Annotated in this window: 23 protein-coding genes; 3 read left to right on the forward strand and 20 right to left on the reverse strand. The window is 39.3% G+C overall.

Annotation, left to right across the window (positions count from 1 at the left end; genetic code table 11):
- Nucleotides 1-71 precede the first annotated feature (71 nt).
- From MuYL_RS16190 to MuYL_RS16205, 4 genes are all read right to left on the reverse strand, one after another.
- The gene (locus MuYL_RS16190; RefSeq protein ID WP_094571553.1) at nucleotides 72-278 is read right to left on the reverse strand and encodes a CcmD family protein; all 207 of its coding nucleotides are present in this window, start codon (nucleotides 276-278) and stop codon (nucleotides 72-74) included.
- A gap of 1 nt (nucleotide 279) precedes the next feature.
- The gene (gene ccsA, locus MuYL_RS16195; protein ID WP_394338968.1) at nucleotides 280-954 is read right to left on the reverse strand and encodes a cytochrome c biogenesis protein; all 675 of its coding nucleotides are present in this window, start codon (nucleotides 952-954) and stop codon (nucleotides 280-282) included.
- 152 nt (nucleotides 955-1106) lie between these two features.
- The gene (locus tag MuYL_RS16200; protein ID WP_157740899.1) at nucleotides 1107-2255 is read right to left on the reverse strand and encodes a carboxypeptidase-like regulatory domain-containing protein; all 1149 of its coding nucleotides are present in this window, start codon (nucleotides 2253-2255) and stop codon (nucleotides 1107-1109) included.
- 175 nt (nucleotides 2256-2430) lie between these two features.
- Nucleotides 2431-3114 (reverse strand): heme exporter protein CcmB, encoded by a 684-nt coding sequence (locus MuYL_RS16205; RefSeq protein ID WP_094572988.1) that lies wholly within the window; start codon nucleotides 3112-3114, stop codon nucleotides 2431-2433.
- A 111-nt stretch (nucleotides 3115-3225) separates the two neighbouring features.
- On the opposite strand from MuYL_RS16205, the gene MuYL_RS16210 reads away from it, so the two are divergent.
- Entirely contained in the window at nucleotides 3226-3711 is a 486-nt protein-coding gene (locus tag MuYL_RS16210) for a methylated-DNA--[protein]-cysteine S-methyltransferase (RefSeq protein WP_094571555.1), read from the forward strand.
- Here MuYL_RS16210 and MuYL_RS16215 read toward each other — a convergent pair.
- The 8 genes from MuYL_RS16215 to MuYL_RS16250 all read right to left on the reverse strand — a co-directional run bounded on the left by MuYL_RS16215 (nucleotide 3679) and on the right by MuYL_RS16250 (nucleotide 13115).
- Nucleotides 3679-5640: a response regulator gene (locus MuYL_RS16215; protein ID WP_094571556.1), complete on the reverse strand. Its 1962-nt coding sequence runs from the start codon at nucleotides 5638-5640 to the stop codon at nucleotides 3679-3681. The two genes, MuYL_RS16210 and MuYL_RS16215, sit on opposite strands and share 33 nt — an antisense overlap.
- An 18-nt stretch (nucleotides 5641-5658) precedes the next feature.
- On the reverse strand, nucleotides 5659-6246 hold the full coding sequence (locus MuYL_RS16220; protein ID WP_317043853.1) for a chemotaxis protein CheB: 588 nt from the start codon (nucleotides 6244-6246) through the stop codon (nucleotides 5659-5661).
- Nucleotides 6236-7066: a CheR family methyltransferase gene (locus MuYL_RS16225; protein ID WP_094571558.1), complete on the reverse strand. Its 831-nt coding sequence runs from the start codon at nucleotides 7064-7066 to the stop codon at nucleotides 6236-6238. The genes MuYL_RS16220 and MuYL_RS16225 overlap by 11 nt, the downstream gene beginning before the upstream one ends.
- A gap of 2 nt (nucleotides 7067-7068) precedes the next feature.
- A complete protein-coding gene (locus MuYL_RS16230) occupies nucleotides 7069-10515 on the reverse strand; it encodes a response regulator (RefSeq protein ID WP_094571559.1) in 3447 nt (1148 codons plus the stop codon).
- Between the two features lie 199 nt (nucleotides 10516-10714).
- Complete coding sequence (locus tag MuYL_RS16235; RefSeq protein WP_094571560.1) at nucleotides 10715-11149, reverse strand: hypothetical protein; 435 nt, start codon at nucleotides 11147-11149, stop codon at nucleotides 10715-10717.
- A 3-nt stretch (nucleotides 11150-11152) separates the two neighbouring features.
- Nucleotides 11153-11485 carry a gliding motility protein GldC gene (gldC, locus tag MuYL_RS16240; protein ID WP_094571561.1) on the reverse strand — a complete coding sequence of 111 codons (333 nt, stop codon included), beginning with the start codon at nucleotides 11483-11485 and terminating at the stop codon, nucleotides 11153-11155.
- Nucleotides 11486-11494: 9 nt separating this feature from the next.
- Entirely contained in the window at nucleotides 11495-11761 is a 267-nt protein-coding gene (locus MuYL_RS16245) for a hypothetical protein (protein WP_094571562.1), read from the reverse strand.
- Between the two features lie 7 nt (nucleotides 11762-11768).
- A complete protein-coding gene (locus tag MuYL_RS16250; protein WP_094571563.1) occupies nucleotides 11769-13115 on the reverse strand; it encodes a DEAD/DEAH box helicase in 1347 nt (448 codons plus the stop codon).
- A gap of 238 nt (nucleotides 13116-13353) precedes the next feature.
- Between MuYL_RS16250 and MuYL_RS16255 the strand changes: the two genes are divergently transcribed.
- Nucleotides 13354-13995 (forward strand): outer membrane beta-barrel protein, encoded by a 642-nt coding sequence (locus MuYL_RS16255; protein WP_094571564.1) that lies wholly within the window; start codon nucleotides 13354-13356, stop codon nucleotides 13993-13995.
- A gap of 153 nt (nucleotides 13996-14148) precedes the next feature.
- Entirely contained in the window at nucleotides 14149-15483 is a 1335-nt protein-coding gene (locus MuYL_RS16260) for a dihydroorotase (protein WP_094571565.1), read from the forward strand.
- A 138-nt stretch (nucleotides 15484-15621) separates the two neighbouring features.
- Here MuYL_RS16260 and MuYL_RS16265 read toward each other — a convergent pair whose 3' ends face one another.
- From MuYL_RS16265 to MuYL_RS16295, 8 genes are all read right to left on the reverse strand, one after another.
- On the reverse strand, nucleotides 15622-16086 hold the full coding sequence (locus tag MuYL_RS16265; RefSeq protein WP_094571566.1) for a GyrI-like domain-containing protein: 465 nt from the start codon (nucleotides 16084-16086) through the stop codon (nucleotides 15622-15624).
- Between the two features lie 46 nt (nucleotides 16087-16132).
- The gene (locus tag MuYL_RS16270) at nucleotides 16133-16666 is read right to left on the reverse strand and encodes a hypothetical protein (protein WP_094571567.1); all 534 of its coding nucleotides are present in this window, start codon (nucleotides 16664-16666) and stop codon (nucleotides 16133-16135) included.
- Nucleotides 16667-16704: 38 nt separating this feature from the next.
- Complete coding sequence (locus MuYL_RS23280) at nucleotides 16705-16902, reverse strand: hypothetical protein (RefSeq protein WP_157740903.1); 198 nt, start codon at nucleotides 16900-16902, stop codon at nucleotides 16705-16707.
- An 18-nt stretch (nucleotides 16903-16920) separates the two neighbouring features.
- Entirely contained in the window at nucleotides 16921-17814 is an 894-nt protein-coding gene (locus MuYL_RS16275) for a DDE-type integrase/transposase/recombinase (protein ID WP_094571568.1), read from the reverse strand.
- 299 nt (nucleotides 17815-18113) lie between these two features.
- A complete protein-coding gene (locus MuYL_RS16280) occupies nucleotides 18114-18575 on the reverse strand; it encodes a hypothetical protein (RefSeq protein WP_094571569.1) in 462 nt (153 codons plus the stop codon).
- A 141-nt stretch (nucleotides 18576-18716) separates the two neighbouring features.
- A complete protein-coding gene (locus MuYL_RS16285; protein ID WP_094571570.1) occupies nucleotides 18717-18935 on the reverse strand; it encodes a hypothetical protein in 219 nt (72 codons plus the stop codon).
- Between the two features lie 147 nt (nucleotides 18936-19082).
- Nucleotides 19083-19508, reverse strand: coding sequence for an SRPBCC family protein (locus MuYL_RS16290; RefSeq protein ID WP_094571571.1), 426 nt, complete (start codon nucleotides 19506-19508; stop codon nucleotides 19083-19085).
- Between the two features lie 27 nt (nucleotides 19509-19535).
- Nucleotides 19536-19982: an EVE domain-containing protein gene (locus MuYL_RS16295; protein ID WP_094571572.1), complete on the reverse strand. Its 447-nt coding sequence runs from the start codon at nucleotides 19980-19982 to the stop codon at nucleotides 19536-19538.
- Nucleotide 19983 lies beyond the last annotated feature (1 nt).

Genomic DNA, 19983 nt, shown 5'->3' on the forward strand with positions numbered 1-19983 from the left:
TGTCAATTTTACTATGCATGCATAATATTACATTAACGTGCATATTTAAATTAATCGTGGGCTATTTCTAACTATTTTTCCTTTTCAATTTTTTTTAATCGCCTGTCTATCGAGAACAGATAAAGGGCCAGGCCAACAAAAATTATAACTATTATAGTTACCACTACATATATTTTGCCCGAGCTGCGTAACTCATCCGCCATTTCCACACCGTTCCCCTGCGCAAATACAGCAATGTAACTCAAAAGCAAAAGTGCTAAAAGAGATGTTTTTTTCATGTTAACTTATTTCGTTCTTTTTGTATTCAATTAACCGGATGCGATAGCGTAACGATGCGATCCAGATAGCTATAAAACTCCAGGCTATAAATGCAGGATATAACACCACACGCATCCTGTTATCCATATCCAGTTTACCGAATGCCGGGTTACCCCCATTACCGGGATGCAGCGAATCTGTCATTCGCGGCAATACCATTATGAGCACTACCATTATAGGGAAGGCGAAGATGTTATATATTGCTGAAATTTTAGCGCGCTTCTGCTCCTCATCAATTGAGTTTCGGAGCACCGCATAGGCGCAGTATAACAAAAAAGCAATAGCAGCGCTGTTCTGTTTAGGATCATTACTCCAAAATGCTCCCCAGGTGTATTTTGCCCAAATCATACCGGTAATTAATCCCAGGACATAAAAAAACGTACCGGTGTTTACACATTCTACGGCTATCAGGTCGTATTCTTCTTTACCCGTTCCTAAATATTTGATGCTATAGACAACCGAAATTGTAAAAACCGTAAACATAGCTATCCACATAGGCACGTGGAAATAAGTGTTCCTTATAGTTTCGTGAAGAATAGGAAGCGTCGGCACACCGAATAAAAACCCGGCAATAAGGGTGTAAAGAATGACCATTACTGCCAATACTTTCCACCAGGTTTGATATATAAATTTCATATTACTTATGAGCACAAATGTAGTGTTTTTTGGTTGATTGGGTTGATTAAGTTGGATTGAGCTAACTAAGTTTTTTGCGGCATGATCATACTTACGCTTGTATTAACCTAATCAACTCAATCCAACCTAATCAACCTGGTAAACTCCCCTCATCACTTCACATCCGGCACATAATCAACCGGCAACAGGTCTGATAGCCTTGCCTTTGCCCATGCCCCTTCCAGTAACGGCGGCTGGCTAACTATAATACCATTCATGTCAAACAATGCATAGTTAGGCTCAAATAAGGTAAGCACTGTGGCTTCATAGTTTGGCATATCCAGGGGCCGGTACAGGTCTTTGTTATAAACTTCATCCCGCTTTTTTGTATAAACCACATATAAGTAGTTTGGAAAATGTATTGCGTAAATGCCTTGCTGTTCTGTGTTGTTCAATACTTCGTAAGGCAAAACAGCCACCTTATTAAGTGTTTCTTTATAATATTTTGAAAGCGTTGATAAGCTGTTCCAATAATTTAATGAATCAGCCATTCGCCGTTCATAAAACATTTTGGCCTTTTTCCTGATAATATCTTCCGGTGGCCTGTTCGGGTTAAGCTGCCGGTTTAAATGATACATCACAAAGCCATCTTCATTTAATTTGTTGGTATATAACGACCGAAAAAAATGCATTGCCGAACCATAATAAGCTTCTTCCCGTTTTAGATGCCATTTCTTTTTCTGCGCGGCGTTGCCTGGCAACTCTTCAAATAACCGCTCGCCGCCGTAAGCCACAATATTCGCTACCCTGTCTTCTATAAAGTTCTTAAGTAAGAATTTTACGCGGTAGCCTAATGCCTTATTCTCAACAACTAAAAACTCATCTGCACTTGCCTCCAGCGTTTGCTTGGTACGATTGAATTGAAGGTTGAGTACATGCGGGTTTACGACGACACAATTTTTGGAGTTTTCATCGGTACCTATAAAGCTCTTTCTGAATGCCTCATAGTTTTTTTTCCAGTCCGCTGCGGATATTATCGTCACCTCTTTCAGCATCATTGGCTTAGGCGTTAAACTTATATCCATTTTTATAGGTTCGCGGCCAACAAGTATGCTTTTCGAATAATCCTCGTACCCCAATATGGTTACTGTTAAAGTGTATTGACCCGGTCTGATGCCGTTAAGAACATATTTACCATCTTCAGAGGTTGCAGACCCAACTGATGAGTTGCTTAAAAATACACTGGCACGGGGTAATGGGCTTTTACTTTCGGCATTGGTTACTGTACCGGTAATAATTCCGCTTTGAGCAAAGGTTATCACCGGAAAAATTAGACAAATCAGGCTGAGCCAGGGAAATCGCATCTGTTACTATTACAATATATTTTGAAGATGCTAAAAAACGGATTATTTATGAACTAAGTATGAAAAAAAGTCAGCAAGTCCGCAAACAGGCAATGTGCAAAAGCTAAACAGCAAAAAAGTTACATTCACTACCTTAATCACGCCATAAAAAGGGGAATAAAATAAGGGAGGTTGTAATTACGATTACGTTAATGGCCAGCAACACACCAATATTGCCATAGCTTAAGCTTCTTTCAATCCCGTCCATCGCGCTTTTGCTAAGCTTTACCAGGATGAGTATAACCGGTATAATTACAGGGAAGCTTAATATGGCCATGAGCGTTCCGTTATTACCCGCTTTTGAAGCAATGGCAGAGATCATGGTAAAAACGGTAGAAAAGCTAATACTGCCGAGCAGAACCGCTAAAAAGTAAAAAAGTGGGTCGCCAATAGTGTTATTAAAAAACAACATATAAACCGGCAGCGCCAGAGCACTTAGCAGCGTCATCAGCAAGATATTGTAAATAGTTTTCGACAGGATAATAGCCTGCGGGCTTGCTATTGAATAATAATAAAGCAACCTGCTCTTACTCTCCTGCATAAAGCTTTTGGCTATAGCGTTTACAGAGGCAAAAAGTATAATTATCCAGAATAATACATTCCAAACTATTGGATAGCCATTACTGCCCATAAAACCTGGATTTAAGTTAAATGCTATATAACAGATAAATACGGTTGACACCACATATAACAGCACCCCATTAAAAGCATATTTGGAACGCCATTCCAATAAAATTTCCTTTTTTAAAAGATTAATGGTTTGGTTGATGAGCTGCATGCCGCAAAGATAATGTTTTAGCTGATTGTTCATTTATAACCCGCTGATAACTTAGCTATAACATTTCCAAAAAAATTGCAACCTTTACCACAACACATTTTAAACTGACAAATGCCTGCAGCTTACTATAACAGCCCGATTGGTATTTTACGTATAACCGAAGACGAAGATTTTATAACTTCAGTTTACGCGCTTGACCAGGAACAGCAAGTAACGCCGGCTGACACAGCTTTACTGCAAAAAGCCGTGCAACAGCTGGATGAATATTTTGCAGGAAAAAGAACAGTCTTCGATTTGCCGGTTAAGCAACAAGGTTCGGATTTTCAGCAAAAGGTTTGGACGCAATTAACCAAAATAGGTTTTGGTAAGACTATAAGCTACGGGCAGCAATCAAAATTAATGAATAACCCTTTGGGTATAAGAGCAATTGCATCAGCAAATGGCAAAAACCATTTACTGATAATTGTTCCGTGCCACCGGGTTATCGGCTCTGACGGCAGTTTAACTGGTTTTGGGTGCGGAGTTTGGCGCAAACAATGGCTTTTAGCGCATGAGGCCCGGGTGTCAGGCGTGGGGCAAGCTGTGCTTGATCTTTAACTCATTTTCTTTCGCCAATAAAGTCTTTATCTTCTCGTGTAGTTCAAATGGTTTAAAGGGTTTTGAAAGTGAGTCATTCATTCCCACTGTAAGCGCCTCTTCCTTTTCATGATCAAACGCAGAAGCTGATAAGGACAATATAGGCACGCTGTTTTTGGGTTCGGCAAAACTGGCCCTGATAATCTTCGTTGTCTCGTAGCCATTTAGTTCAGGCATGTGGGTATCCATTAAAACAAGGTCATAATGTTTCACCGTTAGTCTTTCAAGTACTTTCCTCCCGTCATCAACTATTTCAAACTCAACGCCCCAGTCCTTGAGCATTTTTGCCATCATAAATTGGTTTACCAGATTGTCTTCCGCTACCAAAACATTCACATTTTCAAATGGCTCAAGCATGGGTTCCTCCGCGTTGGCAGCCTTTTCATTTGTCTTGTGGACAATGGTGAACCAATTAACAAAACTGAAAGTGCTTCCTTTGCCTTCCTCGCTGCTGAGTGTAAGCTCGCCTCCTTTTAATTCAACCAGTTTTTTGACGATAGCCAGGCCAAGTCCCGTACCGCCATATTTTGTTGCGGTATCATCTTCAGCCTGTTCAAATGATTCAAATACGCTGGTAAGCCTGTTAGCCGGAATTCCAATGCCGCTATCTTCAACCGTGAATTTTATTTGTGCCCTGCTTTCTTCTTTTTGTAAAACAGATACGGTTAATTTCACATAACCCTGCGCAGTAAATTTAATGGCATTGCTTAACAAGTTCATTAAAATCTGGTTCAAACGCAACGAATCAATCATCAAATTTAACGGAGTAGCCGGATCAACATCCAATAAAAATTCTATATTATTTTCGTCTGCTTTAAACTTGAGCAGGCTATATAATGCCATTATCAGCTCATTAAGATTGATGGGTGCCCGGACAATTTTAAACTTCCCGGCATCAATTTTTGAAATGTCTAGCACATCGTTAATTACACCAAGCAGTGATTGGGACGAGAGCTCCAGCAAATCGATCATATCGCTCTGCTGTTCATTGAGCCCGGTATTGCGTAAGAGATTAGTGATGCCAATAATACCATTTAGCGGCGTACGCAATTCATGACTCATATTTGCAAAAAAGTTTTCTTTCACTTTTTTACCGTATTCAGCACTTTCCTTTGATTTTATAAGCTGATCTTCGTAACTCTTCTGGATAGAAATATCACTGATATTTAAAAACAACTTCTTATTTCGATAAGCCACCCTGCACTCAGCCCAAATAATGGTACTGTCAAACGTTTTAAACTTAAATTCAGAAACAGATGAATGAAGGCTCTCCCTTACTATTTCAGCCAGCTTTTCGGAAAATAAGTCATTTTGCTCATCAATAGTAAAATTCAAAATACTGGTACCAATTAGGTCAACTGGTTTAAAGCCCATTATTTTCTCAACCGCGGGATTAATATTTTGGATCAGAAAAGTCTGCGCATCTGCAGTACAGATAATATCAGCAGAATTTTTTACCACCACGGCCATGTTTTGAAGTTCCTCATTTTTCATCCTTATTTCAGCATGATGCCGGGCCAGTTGGATGAATGAATCAACTTTCGCTACGGTTATTGAGGGTTCAAGAGGTTTATAAAGATAATCAACGGCACCTACTCCAAAGCCTTTAACAGCGTATTTTGCATCTTTGGATATAGCAGTAACAAATATTACCATTATATCTCTGGTACGCGGGTTTGATTTTAGCATCTCTACAAATTCAAACCCATCCATTTCCGGCATTTGAACATCTATCAACGCTATTGAAATTTGATTTTCCCAGGCAATCTTCAGCCCTTCATTTGGTGAAGTTGTACAAAACAAGCATATATCATCCCTGTCAAGCAAAGCACTTAGGGCAATGATATTCTCTTCTCGGTCATCAACAACAAGGATATTAACAGGGGTCATCAAAAATGAGGTATTATATTATTCTTTTAAAAGTTCAAAAATCTGGCTGCCCGTTAATACGTAATCAGCAGCATTAATATTAATAGCTTCCGCAGGCATTTCGCGCATTTCTGCATCAGCAGGATCTTGCGCAATGGTTAGCGAGCCCACATTTCTGAGCTTCAGCAGCCCCATCGCTCCATCCTGGTTTGCGCCTGACAATAATATCGCTGTACATCTATCTTTAAAAACTTCAGCGGCACTTTCAAATGTAATATCAATGGATGGCTTTGAGTACCATACGGCCTCTGATACGTCAAGACTAAATTGATCCTGATTTTCTATCAGTACATGATAATTTGCAGGCGCTATATAAATGGCGTTCCTACTTATCTCGTCTTTATCACCAATTTCTTTGAGAAACATACGGCTATTTTTGGCAAACAGTTTTTCAACTTCGCTCACGAAATTTTTTTTTCGGTGCATTATAATGATAACCGTCTTATTTAAATTGGAGGGAAATAATTTCACTAAGCTGAAAAGCAATTTAAAAGAGCCCGCGGAACCGCCTAACAACAATATTTCAGAGTTGTGCCAACGGTCAATTATATTTTTATCAAGACCCAATTTTCTGGTAAATATTTTCCTTTTGATTTACTGCCTTAAACTTTTTCTTAAAGGCATCTGATCTGATTGTTTCTTTACTGCCGAGGCACAAGAAACCATGCGGACACAAACTCTTATAAAACAACTCCAGTATTTGTTCCTGCAGCTGCGTTTCAAAATATATAAAAACATTACGGCAGCTAATTAGCTGAAACTCGTTAAAGACCTTATCAGATATTAAATTATGAACAGAGAATAGGGTATTCGCTTTTAATTCGCTATGGATACTTGCAGCATCATACAGGGTGGTAAAATGATCAGTAAGCGATCCTTTTAATCCTGATAACACATAGTTTTCAGAGTATGTTTTTATGCTCCTGTAACTGTAGATCCCCAAACGTGCTTCCTTTAAAACTACTGTGTTTACATCGGTACCATAAATAAATGATTTATTCTTAAGTCCTTCCTGCTCCAGTAAAATCGCAAGTGAATAAACCTCTTCACCGGAGGAGCAACCCGCCGACCATATCTTGATATGCTGGTAAGTTGAAAGATATGGAATAACCTGACTATTAAGCGCCTTGTAAAATGAAGGGTCCCGAAACATTTCAGTAACGTTTACCGTGATCTCTTCTAAAAAATCCTGGAAAAATTCAGGAACGTTTACCAATTTGTGCTTCAAATCATAAAACTCCAGCTTTTTAATCATCATTATTCTGCTGAGCCTCCTTTTTAAGGATGCTTTTGAATAATCTGAAAAATCAAACCCGTGAACCTTTTTTACAAGATCAATAAGTTCAGCAATTTGCTCTGTTGTTAAACCTGTTGAAGAAATATTCATATTCAGCTCCCCAGCCAAAGTTGCATCAATGATACCAACCTGTCCATATCAACCGGCTTTGTAATATAATCATTAGCACCCGCTGCTATGCATTTTTCACGGTCGTCCATCATTGCTTTCGCCGTTAAGGCTATTACAGGCAACCGGGCCCATTTGTTTTGCTTTCTAATATATCTTGTTGCCTCATAACCATCCATTACGGGCATCATAATATCCATAAGTACCAGGTCAATATCTTTAACAGCTTCCAGTTTGTCTATAGCTTCCTGCCCGTCATTGGCTATTTCAACAATCATATCGTAACCCTGCAGTGCGCTGCTTAGTGCAAAAATATTACGCATGTCGTCGTCAACTATCAACACCTTTTTACCCCTTATAACGTCTTTACCTTGCGATACTACTTTATTTTTTGATATGGCGATATTGTCAGTGTGTTGGTCTGATGATTCGCGAACCTTGTTCAAAAACAAATTAACTTCGTCAATGAGTCTGTCAGCAGATTTTGTAGTTTTCACCACCATCGCGTTCGCATACTGCATCAGCCTGCTAACAGAAGTTTTATCCAGCTCCATAGCCGTATTAATAATTACCGGCAAAGATCTAAACCGCTCAATTGCCTTTATCTTATCCAGGAAGTCGAGTCCAGAAATATCAGGCAGATTAAGATCAAGTATTACGCACTGGTACTCCTTTTCATGAAGCATTCTGAATGCCGATTCGCCATCAAACGCCTGATCAACGGTAATACCCTGGCTTTGCATCATATCATTCAGCGCCTGGCTCTGTGTTTTGTTGTCTTCAACTAACAATATTTGCGTAAACACAGAGCCGGTCTGATGCATTATATCGTTGAACAGCTTATCCAGCGAGTTGGTATCAATCGGTTTTTTAAGAAAGCTTATTGCACCTTCCTTAAGTACGCGATTGGCTGCTGCTTCGCCCGCCGACATCAGGTGAACAGGAATATGCATAGTTTGCTCATCCTGTTTTAGCTCTTTCAATATTTGCCAGCCATCCTTACCAGGCAGCATAATATCCAGGATCACTGCATCGGGTTGGTTTTCTTTTATAATTTCAACCGCGTTAGTACCTTCATAAACCATTACTGATTTATAGCCGTGGTCGCGGGAGTAATCATGAAGAATGTCTGAAAAGTTTTTATCGTCCTCAACAATTACAACCAGCGGTTCCCTGTTGTTCTTTTTAACAAGCTGGCTTGCCGGTTTTAAAAACTGTGCATCCGGAACAAATGTTTCAACAGTGGGCACCTTTTCTACAACCGGATCCAAAGCAATAATTGCCTTAAAAGGTATAGTGAGTATAAACTCGCTTCCTACCCCTACTTCACTTGTTAGGGTAATTTTGCCACTCAGCAAAGTAACCAGTTCCCGGCTTATTGACAGACCAAGCCCAGTACCGCCAAACCTGCGGCTGGTTGAGCCGTCTGCTTGCTGAAATGCTTCAAATATTATTTTTTGTTTTTCCAGCGGGATACCAATTCCTGAATCTTTTATGCAGAAATTCACAGTATTGCCATCCTTACCAGGAACCACGCTGACGGTAATTGAACCATTTTCAGATGTAAACTTAAAGGCGTTTGACAGCAGGTTCTTCAATACCTGTTCAACCCTAACCTTATCCGTAAACACGGTTTTTGGCAGCTCTTTACTTATAGTAATGTTGTAATCAATTTTTTTGTTGCGTGCCACTTCGGAAAACAACATTTCCATATCATGCAAAATATCTGCAATCTTTATATTTTCATTTTGCATCTCCAGTTTACCCGACTCAATCTTTGACAGATCAAGAATATCATTGATCAAGGTAAGCAGGTCATTACCGGCATTAAATATCACACTGGCATACTTCACCTGGTCTTCGGTAAGATTCGCCGGTTTATTATCCTTCAATATCCTGGCCAATACCAGGATACTATTTAACGGGGTGCGCAACTCATGGCTCATATTTGCCAGAAACTCCGATTTATACTTGCCGGTTGTTTCCAGTTCAAGCACTTTTGCATCTATTGCTTTGCGGGCCTCTTCGATGGCCTGGTTTTTTTCTTCAAGCAAACTTGCTTTTTCTTCCAACTCGGCGTTAGTATTGCGCAACTCTTCCTGCTGCACACGCATTTCTTCTTCTGACGCCTGCAGCATCTCGGTTTTGGTGAGCAACTCTTCGTTGGTTACACGCATTTCTTCCTGCTGCGCCTCAAGCTCTTCGGCCTGCTGCTGCACCTGCGACAATAACTCATGCATTATGGTACGTGCCTGCGCTGTATTAAAAGCAATGCCTATATCATCCGCAACTGCTAAAATATAATCGCTGCTTCGCTCGTCCAGTTCATTGGCAAATGCAATCTCAATAACCCCTTTTAATTTCTTGTCAAAAAAGAATGGAACAATAAAGCTTTCAATTATTTCCTGGTAAATTAATGAAGAACCTAACTCAAGCTTCTCATTCAATTTACCTTTTACAATTGCCGCTTTTTCATCTTTTGCTACCTGCCCCAACCATCCTTCAGAGATCTTTACGATCTTCTTTAACGCATCGGGATTATTAAATGCATATGATGAATACAATTCAAGCAGTTGTTCCTCTTCATTAAATAAGTAAAAAGTCCCGGTAATAGCATTGGTATAATTGCAAATTTCTGTGAGGATATTCCCGGCAAGTTCCCTTTCACTTTGCTGCCCCTGCATCCTTTCATTAATATTCCCGGTTCCTGTTAAGAGCCAGTTTTTATTCCGGTTTTCTTTAAGTACTATTTCAAGTTCACCATTGGCAACTGTTACCCTTTGCTCAATTTCTTTCTGTCGTTCAAAAGTACCTTGAATGTAAAAGAACAAAACGACTATAATCACCAGAAAAACAATAGAACCCACTATAATGATATCAATAGCTTTTGATGATGCCGACTGTGAGCTTGCCTTTCTGATTGCTAGCAAATTATCCTCGGTATTCCGAATGTGCGAAATAACTGCACGAATGTCGTCCATGTTATGCTTGCCATTTACAAACATGTTATTGGCAACCATATAATCCAATCCCTGTATTGGACGTACCTCAATATTTGTTTTCAGAATGTTTAATTGGGTATTTATAAGAGCTGCTAATGAGTCAGCCCTTCTAACCTGGATTGGATTGTCAGCAATAAGGTCCTTAAGTTGTTCTATAGCATTCTTAATATTTGGCAAAGCCTTGTTGTAAGGCTCAAGCAAGGCCGGCTTATTGGTTGCCGCATACCCGCGCATCCCTGTTTCGGCGTCAGTTAACAATTGCAGCAGGCTAGTTGTGGTTTTTATTACCTTTTGGGTATGCTCAACCATTTTTGAATCACTTTCAAGCTGGTTGATACTTTTGTAGGATAGGATACCAACCATAAACACCATTATTACCGACACAGCAAAGCCGGCAAGCACTTGTTGGCGAAAAGAAAATTTTAACATTTAGTTTTTTTTAAGCTAATACAAATATGTTAAATAATTTATGTTTTAAATACCCTTACTGTAGTAACAGGCAAGTGAAGTTTTGTAAATTGGTTTAAAACAGATTTGAAAAGAATAAACTTACTGACAATGTTTTCAGTCATTTACCCTCCTTCTTTTTCAGTGCGATTTGATTTAATTCTTATAAAACAAATTATGGCTATTTTGTTTTTGCCTGTTGCGCTTCAACGTAATTAAAATTAGGTTTTCCTGAAAAGATCACACCGGCAAGTGCCATAACAGGGCCTCCAAATAATAAATACCAGCCCCATTTAAATTTTATTTTGCTGCTTAAATAAGCAGCAACCGATCTGAAAGGAATAAAGTTGAAGGAAGTATGAACTTTTAATACTGCCGCCAGGTAAAACAATATCACCAGCAACAGGGATGCCCAGGCTGCGGCGCGCGTAATTTTTAACTGGTTAAATACAGTGCCCAGTATGCCTATTACCGCCACCAGTAAAATTACTATGCCATAAGGCTTATTGCCATCGTAAACATCCCAGTTACCGATAATTGGATGCAGTACAGGGCAGTAGGTACCGGCAATAAGAATGATAAAGCCGGCAAAGGAAAATAAGGTATTCAGGCGCATTGTTTATTTTTGGCTAATTTCCATTTTATCAGCAAAGTGGGCGCAATAATCGCGCAGGTCCTCAACAATATTTGTTTCGCCTGTTGCGCGTAAGAAGCTATCGCCCATGGTTTGTAAGGTTTCGTAAAAAAAGCGTTTCATCTCGTCAACGGGCATATCCTTAGTCCAAAGATCAATGCGAAGGGTATTTTTGTAGCTTTGATCCCACAATGCCAGCATCATTGATTTTACAGGCAAAGCCTCTTTGTTCTGCGCATCTGTTGATTCCCACATAATATTTTCAGGAACGTTGTTATCGTCAAGTTCTATAGTAAGCTTTATTTCAGCAGTCTTCATTTATTTAAGTTATTTAACAAGTAAAAATATAATAGCCGCCAAAGTTATAAAGCTTAGCTCTACTATCCATAATTTTTTGGTAGCCGGGAAGAAATTGCGGAACATTATATCCATAAATGACACTACAACTGCAAAAAGTATAAAAATCCACCCTACCGCAGTGCTCATTGTTTTAAAATGCGTGCCTGAAATTTGCACACCATAGATCCAACTGTAAACTGCAACAACCATTAAAAATGCGGTTGCAAAATTCAGGGGGGTAAGTCTTAGCTTCATATTCGGGCTAACGTTTTTTTCTGTATGATTTTGGCGATTTTGTTCTTTTCACATTCAGGCTGCCCGTGGCTTTGGCCCTGGCGGCATCAAACTTTTTATGCTGACTTAATGTCTTCTTTTCATGAAAGGCACCTTTAAAGTCGGGGTCTTCCTTTTTCTTCTGCATATCCACCTCTCTTGCCTGGTCCTGTTTTTCCTCGTAAGGCGTTACCTCAATAAATACATCTGCAGGAATATCGGTTACCGGGATTTGCTGCTTTATCAATTTTTCAATCTTCCGGATATAATACTCCTCGTGCGGGCTGCAAAAGGTTATCGCCTCGCCCGACTGATAAGCCCTTCCGGTTCTACCTATCCGGTGCACATAATCCTCAATTACAACCGGCACATCAAAGTTTATCACATGGCTCACATCGCTTACATCAATCCCACGCGAGGCGACATCAGTAGCTACCAATATTTTTACCTCATCCGCCTTAAAGGCGTTAATGGCATTAATGCGGGTATTCTGTCCTTTATTGGCGTGAAGAACCTTAACTTCTTTTTCACCAAATTTGCGGATCAGAAACTTATAAACGTCTTCTGCCGCCAACCTTGTTTTGCAAAAGATGATCAGTTTCTTTATATCATCCTCTACATCAAGCAATTTTTTTAGCAGGTTGATTTTAGTCTTAACATTGGGCACAAAATACAAATGCTGATTAACCGTTTGCGCGGGGGTAGCCTGCGGCGTTACTTCAATAATTGTAGGAAACTCCAGGAAATTATTGGACAACTCGTGGATTTTATCAGACATGGTTGCCGAAAAAAGCAGGTTCTGCCTTTTTACCGGCACAACTTCAAGAATCCGGTTAATTTGGGGCATAAAGCCCATATCCATCATTTTATCGGCTTCATCCAGCACCAACACCTGCAAGGTTTTAGTAACTATATGGCCAGCCAGGTAAAGGTCCATAAAGCGGCCGGGCGTTGTAACAATAATATCAACCCCCTTGCCAATTTGCTCAATTTGCGTTTTAGGGCCCAGTCCGCCATATAAAACTACCACTCGCAGATCCGTATTGGCCGCAAAGGTTTTTACATTTTCTTCAATCTGCATGGCAAGTTCGCGCGTTGGCGACACAATAAGTGCCCGGGCATGGTCACCCTGTGCATATTTAAGCTTCATAACGATTGGCAAAACATAAGCAGCAGTTTTACCTGTGCCTGTTTGCGCTATTCCCATTACATCCTGCCCGTTCATTATAGGCGGCATAGCTTTTTCCTGGATAGGCGTAGCCTCGGTATAACCGGCATCAGCTATGGCATTTAATATTTGCCGGTTAAATTTAAAATCTTCGAACGATACACCCATCGGGCAAAGATAGGGTTTATAGTCCGAAAGTCGGAAAAGTCAGTAAAGCCTGGAAGGCGGTATGCCGAAAAGAAAGTTAAATCAAGAACATTTCTCAAATAGTAGACATATTGCGCTTGTTTCAACTTTTTTCTTTCTTAGTCTTTTCACAACTATTTCATCGACACATTGTAGCTATTCATCTATTCATAGCGTAATAATTAACTTTAGCACTTATCTTGCATCAAATTTTAATTACATGAAACAAAAATTACTCGCATTATCAATTTTTATTATCGCTGGTTTAAGTGCAGCCACTGCACAAACCCATAAAGGTGAATATTATCTTGGCGGCAGCTTAAGTTATGATTACAGCAGCTATGGTTCCTCTACTACTTACAGCTTTACCGAAGGCTACACTATTTACACCACCAGTAAAATCAGCAGTTTCAGTTTCAGGCCTGAATTTGGATTTTTTATCAGCGATAAATGGTCAATCGGTATCCAGCCGGTTTATTCACGCCAGGCAGGAACAGAAACATCTGATTATCATTCATACACAAACACCAGCAACAACTATACTTCAAGTGACAAATATCACAACGACGTATTAGGCATTGGCGTGCATGCACGTTATTATGCTATGATTAGCGATAAATTTGGCTTTTTCCCCGAGTTTGGTATAAGTACGATCAACAATACCACCTATTTTAAATATGGAACGTTTAGCCTGGGTGGCACCCCTAATTTTGTATTTTTCCCTACCCCTAAACTAGGCGTAAACCTTGGCTTCGGCGGCGTGTCATATAACCTTGATTATCAAACTAAAGACAGCACCTTCCATTTAGGCCTTAATGATAATATCTCTTTCGGCCTCAACTATTTTTGGGGAAGAAAATAATTGAATTTCGGAAGCCGAATTTTCGATTTCGAATTTAATAGAAGCCGGAATGGCGATTGTGGGATGTACAATACAACTCCATCTTTCGGACATTCCGGCTTCCGATTTTACTGACCTGCTCAACTTTCGGACCCAAAAACCTATCTTTGCGTTATGAGCTCAATCCTTATAAAATCGGCTACTATAGTTAATGAAAATCAGCAGTTTGTGGCTGATGTTTTAGTGAAAGATGGTTTTATCGAACGCATAGACAAAAAAATTGACGCAGCTTCCGATAAAGAGATCAATGCAGAAGGGCTGCACCTGTTTCCAGGATGCATTGACGACCAGGTTCATTTCCGTGAGCCAGGGTTAACCCACAAAGCAACTATCCATTCCGAATCAAGAGCGGCTGTTGCCGGCGGCATAACTTCGTTTATGGAGATGCCTAACACCGTACCGAATACCTTAACACAGGAATTACTACAAGATAAATACGATATAGCCGCCCGTACTTCATTGGCCAACTACTCCTTTTTCATGGGCGCTTCTAATGATAATATTGACGAGGTATTAAGAACTGATACCGCAAACGTTTGCGGCGTGAAAGTTTTCATGGGATCATCAACCGGGAACATGCTGGTTGACGATCCAGCCACGCTCGAAAGGATCTTTGCGCATTCGCCCATGCTGGTTGCAACCCATTGCGAAGATGAAGCTACCATAAGAAGTAACCTGAACCATTATAAGCAGTTGCTTGGGGAGAACATTCCGGTTAGGCTTCACCCGAAGATCCGTAGTGCCGAAGCCTGTTACATTTCTTCATCAATGGCGGTTGACCTGGCGAAGAAGCACAACACGCGGCTGCATATTTTGCATATCTCCACCGAAAAAGAAACGTATCTTTTTGATAACTCTATCCCGCTTAAAGATAAAAGAATAACTGCCGAAGCCTGTATCCATCATCTTTGGTTTACCGATAAAGATTACGAAACAAAAGGCAACCTGATAAAATGGAACCCTGCCGTAAAAAAAGAGCATGACCGCGACGGGATCTTAAAAGCAGTACTGAACGGCAGGATAGACGTAATAGCTACCGACCACGCGCCCCATACACTGGAAGAAAAATCATTACCCTACCTACAGGCTCCTTCGGGCGGCCCGCTGGTGCAGCATGCCCTGCCTGCTATGCTGGAATTATATCACCAGGGTAAGATAAGTCTGGAACAAATTGCCGAAAAAATGGCCCACAACGTTGCCATCTGTTTCCAGGTAGAAAAACGTGGTTTTGTTCGCGAAGGGTACTGGGCAGATTTGGTACTGGCCGATTTAAATGCACCGTGGAAAGTTAACAAAGACAACATTTTATACCAATGCAAGTGGAGCCCGTTTGAGGGCACCACCTTTCAATCAAAAATTGCTTATACCCTTGTATCCGGCAATATTGTGTGGGATAACGGAAGCTTAATTGAACATGGGCCTGGCAAAAGACTGAGTTTTACCAGGTAATTCGTTTAAGTTAAAAAAATCAATAGCAATAGCTCACTAAAGTAAGCTATTGCTATTAACAACTGCCACTATACTACTAACTATCTTCTGCTGCCGGTTGCAGTAACGCCTTTTTAATGATATTGGCACGGTAAGTTGTTAAATCCCCACGTAAATCCTCGCTTCTGTTTCTTCAAAGCTTTTAGGATTCGCTTCATAAAAGTCGTAGTCTGCGGTAAATTTTCTTTTCACATCGCTTGCCCAAATCTCCTTCCAGCCTTCACCGATGGTGGCGGGAAACTCACCTGATAAATAGTAGATTTTATAGGTACCTGCCGGAATTGCAGCGCCTGTAAATCCAACGGGAATTTTGCCGAGCGATTCCACCTTGCAACCAAATATCGCGGTGTAGGGGCCTCTGTCATCCGTTTCGTAATCAAAATAGGCGCAGTACGTATCATCGGATAATCTATCCGTAATTTGCTCAACCAGGTTTTCATCCATAAAGCGCGTCCACAGTTCGCCGATATCCTTTGCTGATTGCCCGTTCTTGTTGGTTGTTCTTACCGAAATGCCGGCAATGAAAAATTGATTTTGGTCCGCTATTTCGGTTTTTGCTATCATTACTATAAGGGTAGTGTATCAGTTTGAAATTAAATTATGAAAAAGTTTATTTCGTTCTTTTTGGGATTGTTTCCCAAATCCAATATAAATCATGTTGATGTAAAAATAAATGAAATTCCTTATATATCTCAATTGAGTAATAGAAGGCGGAAAGAACAGAACCAACAGCAATCCAAATTGTTAGAGTTTTCAGAAACTCGTCCCGTTTTATTTGGTCGGATTTCAAGGTTTCCAATTTCGTATTTTGTTCGCGAAAACGTATATCCTCCAGGTTGTAACCGCCCTGTTTCAAAAATATCTTCCCGTCGAAAGTAATGCAAAACTGATTAATATAGGATGTTGTTTCTGTATCAGGATTAAATTTATCTCCAGCAAATGTAGTTACGTATCCATCCTTATCTAATTTTTTTAATATAAGGCTAATTTCATTATCATCTGAATTTATTTCAGTAAGTACGCCATTGTGTATTTCGTCTATTGTATATGTAAATTTATCATGTATCCACAAAAACATTAAAACTACATCCAATTTAAATAAAGGGTTATCTTTTGCTTCTTCAAAATGCGATTTTTTTTCCATAAAAAAAGAGGCTTTGGTTTAGCCTCTCAAAATAGATATTATATTATTCTTAAAGGACTTTTATTTCTTTCAATTTCAATCCTTCGCCTTATATCTATCAAATCATTAATAGAGCCATCCAATAATTCGTGGAACTGTTCTATATCTTCAAGGGTACATTTTTCATCATTGAGAAGTAGTTGCAATTCGGTTTTAGGGTTTTCATTAGGCATTTTTAAAGGTAATAAAAAAGCCACTTTTTAGGTGGCTTAGTTTTATTTATTCTTTTTATACTCTCCGCGTTTCTTAGGTGCCTCTATTTTAGCAAGATTAACAATATCTTCTAATGTCATTACATCTTTCATTAAACCCGCTTGCATTGCAGGAGTAACGCGTAATGTTTTATGTATTTTACAGAAGTTATAATAAACAAAGTGTAATGCAATGGCATAGCAATGATTTTCTAATTTCTTTGAAAAGGCATTTGTTAAACGTGTAAACCTACGCATGTGCATACGCATAGTTAAGTTTTGACGCTCAATATAAGAAGTGCTTATATAACGAGTATCAGGAAATCCGGCTATAGATTTAATTTCTGTTTTAGTTAATGGTGCAGGGCTATAACGGCGTTCTGTTCTTTTATCACCTCTTGGATTGTCAGAACCGTATGATTTACTTATTTGAGCAAAGTCGATGTTTTTACGACCAAATGTAGATAATACAGCATCAACATACGCCTTTAAACCGTCTGTAGTTAATTGAATTCTATTATTTAACCTACCTTTAAGGTCTGTGATAAATTCGGTTGCAGATACACCGCTACGATCTCCTACATAGTAAGAAACAATTAATTTACTATCGGCATCTATTGCAGTCCAAGTCCAAATATCACCTGCTTTATCTTTATCTATGCTTGTATTGGTTATTTCATCAACATGGCTATCTTTTGCATATACAAAACTCCAAATTTCATCAGCCTCAACACGTGTAGTGTTTAAGCTATGTACGTTTTCGTCATGGAATTGCTGACATGCTTTGCCTGTATCAACCAGTAGCTTTGTAATAGTATTTATAGAGCATCCACTCAAACGAGAAGCTGCTCTTAAACTCATACCCTCTACAAGGTATCCTAAAATCTGTACGCGCTGTTGTGTTGTTAACGAATTCATATACAAATATAATACTTATTCTTGATCGGTCAAGCATAAAGTTCATTTTAATTCAAAATATTTTAAACTTTTTTTTAAATAAAATGGCTTACCCGGATGAAAGTTCCGAAAGAATTACTTATATTTGAGTAAGCAAAAATGCCAATTAGGGGGCGCGCGTCTAAACACAACCCCCATCAAATGGCGTTCATAGGGCTATAACTACGGTCTGAAAGGGCTCAATCTTTCAGGTTTGGTATAATAACCACCGTAGCGTTCACCCAGTATCATATTAAGGCGACTTCGGTCGCCTTTCTTGTTTATTGATTAACTGCATTGTTAAAGTTTATTACATTTTTATTAGGTAACTCAAAGGTTGCAAATGAACCTTTTTTATAATTTTTTATTAACTCACCTTTATCTGCACTTGAATTTAAAGCAGGCGATAAAGAACCCATAGAAGTGGCATTGTTTTCAACCTCTGGAAATTCTATAGCTATAGCGTTTAATATTTCGCGGCTTGTTAATGGCGCTGTTGCTTTTTCCAAAACCGCCTGTATTTTATCGAACCAACCACCATCCCTCTTTTTTCTTGTCGCTTTATTGACTATTGGTTTATCTAAGTTACTACGAATTGCTTGTATTGGTTGTTTTAATCCATCTGCAAGATGCGCTATAGCGATCTTAACATCAAGTATTTTACGCTCATAATCAGCTATCGTAGCCTCTAATGAGCTAAGCATGATTGCTCTTACTTCTGGTGATAAATCTTTTATATCCATATCGTATTGCGATTAATAATGTAAATATATAAATACCAATTGGCATTATCAATTATTCTATTGGTTTTTTATAAATAAAAAAAAGCGTATATAAACTTTAATTTATATACGCTATGGCAATTGTCAATACAAAATATGAAGTTATTCGCTTTTCTTACCCCACCTCTTTTCAGCTGCTTTTTTAGCTATCTCCTTGCGCCTTTCCGGTGTCATACTTTCCGCTCTTGCTTTGCCGCCTTTTAAGCCGCCTAATCTGCCTAATGCAACAGCCGCTTCGTTTTTAGTATGCTCTACAGAGTTTTCGTTTGTTATCTGTTCAAGGATAAAAAACGCGTTTTGGTTTAAATCTTTCTTTGCCATAACCAAAGGTATATACTTAATCGGTCAAGCACAATAGCAAATCGTTGATATTTCAAACTGATACACTACCACTATAAGTTATATTGAAGTATAAAAAACTTTTAATGAATTATTTATAAAGATCAATTAAATAATTACATAAAATAATTATTTTTCTATAATTTTCTTAAGTCCATCAAAAACCGATTGCCAATTTTGCTCGGAGTGGTCGGCTGCCTCTTGGTTTTTCACGCCGTCCTGGGTTATTACCAACGTGGTTTCGTCCGCTGTTTCATCCAGTTCATAGGTGATGTTATTGTAATTTTCGGGCTTGTTTTCTGTACCGCTCATGCTGCTCCAATAAGTATATTTTAAAAATTTCGGCGCATCAATATCAAGAATAATCCCTCCATCCTCGTACTTGTTACCCTCCCACTCCCCGCTAAAGGTTATCGGACCGCCAACTTTCCAGTCCGAGTGCAGGCGTGTTCCAAAAAAGTATTGTTCAACCATTGCGGGATCAGTCAGTCCTTTCCAAACTTCGGCAATAGGCGCCTTAAATTTAATGGTGGTTTTTAACGTTAATGTATTCATATTTTAATGGTTTAAATTATAAGTGGTTTATGTGTTAACGGCCTCCGGCTTCTGGTGTGTATCATCAACCATTACCTCGTAAATTAGTTTAAAATCGTCCGCCCCGATCTCAAAAAAACCAAAACGAAACGGGTAAGCCCACGAGGTTTTATTTTTTATAAAATCGAGTTTGTCTATCATCGGTGCAATCGGTGTTTCTTTGCAGTTGCTGTATTTTATATTTCTGCGAAAGGGGATAAAGTCGTCTGCCATTTTATACTGGTAAATCTGCCCATCAGCCACCTGACCAATTGCAGTAAAAGCCTGGCAGGGCTCGGTACCGGCATAGCTTTGTTTGGGAGAATAAAACACCACCCAATCATTAACAGCCATTCGTTTTAATGGCATCTGCTTACCATGGTTAGCCTGCATAAAGCCGTCCGCAACACCCCGGACGATGTGATCCTTTGAGGCTACAACTATCCAATATTTCATA

The organism is Mucilaginibacter xinganensis, from assembly GCF_002257585.1.
GTDB classification, from domain to species: domain Bacteria; phylum Bacteroidota; class Bacteroidia; order Sphingobacteriales; family Sphingobacteriaceae; genus Mucilaginibacter; species Mucilaginibacter xinganensis.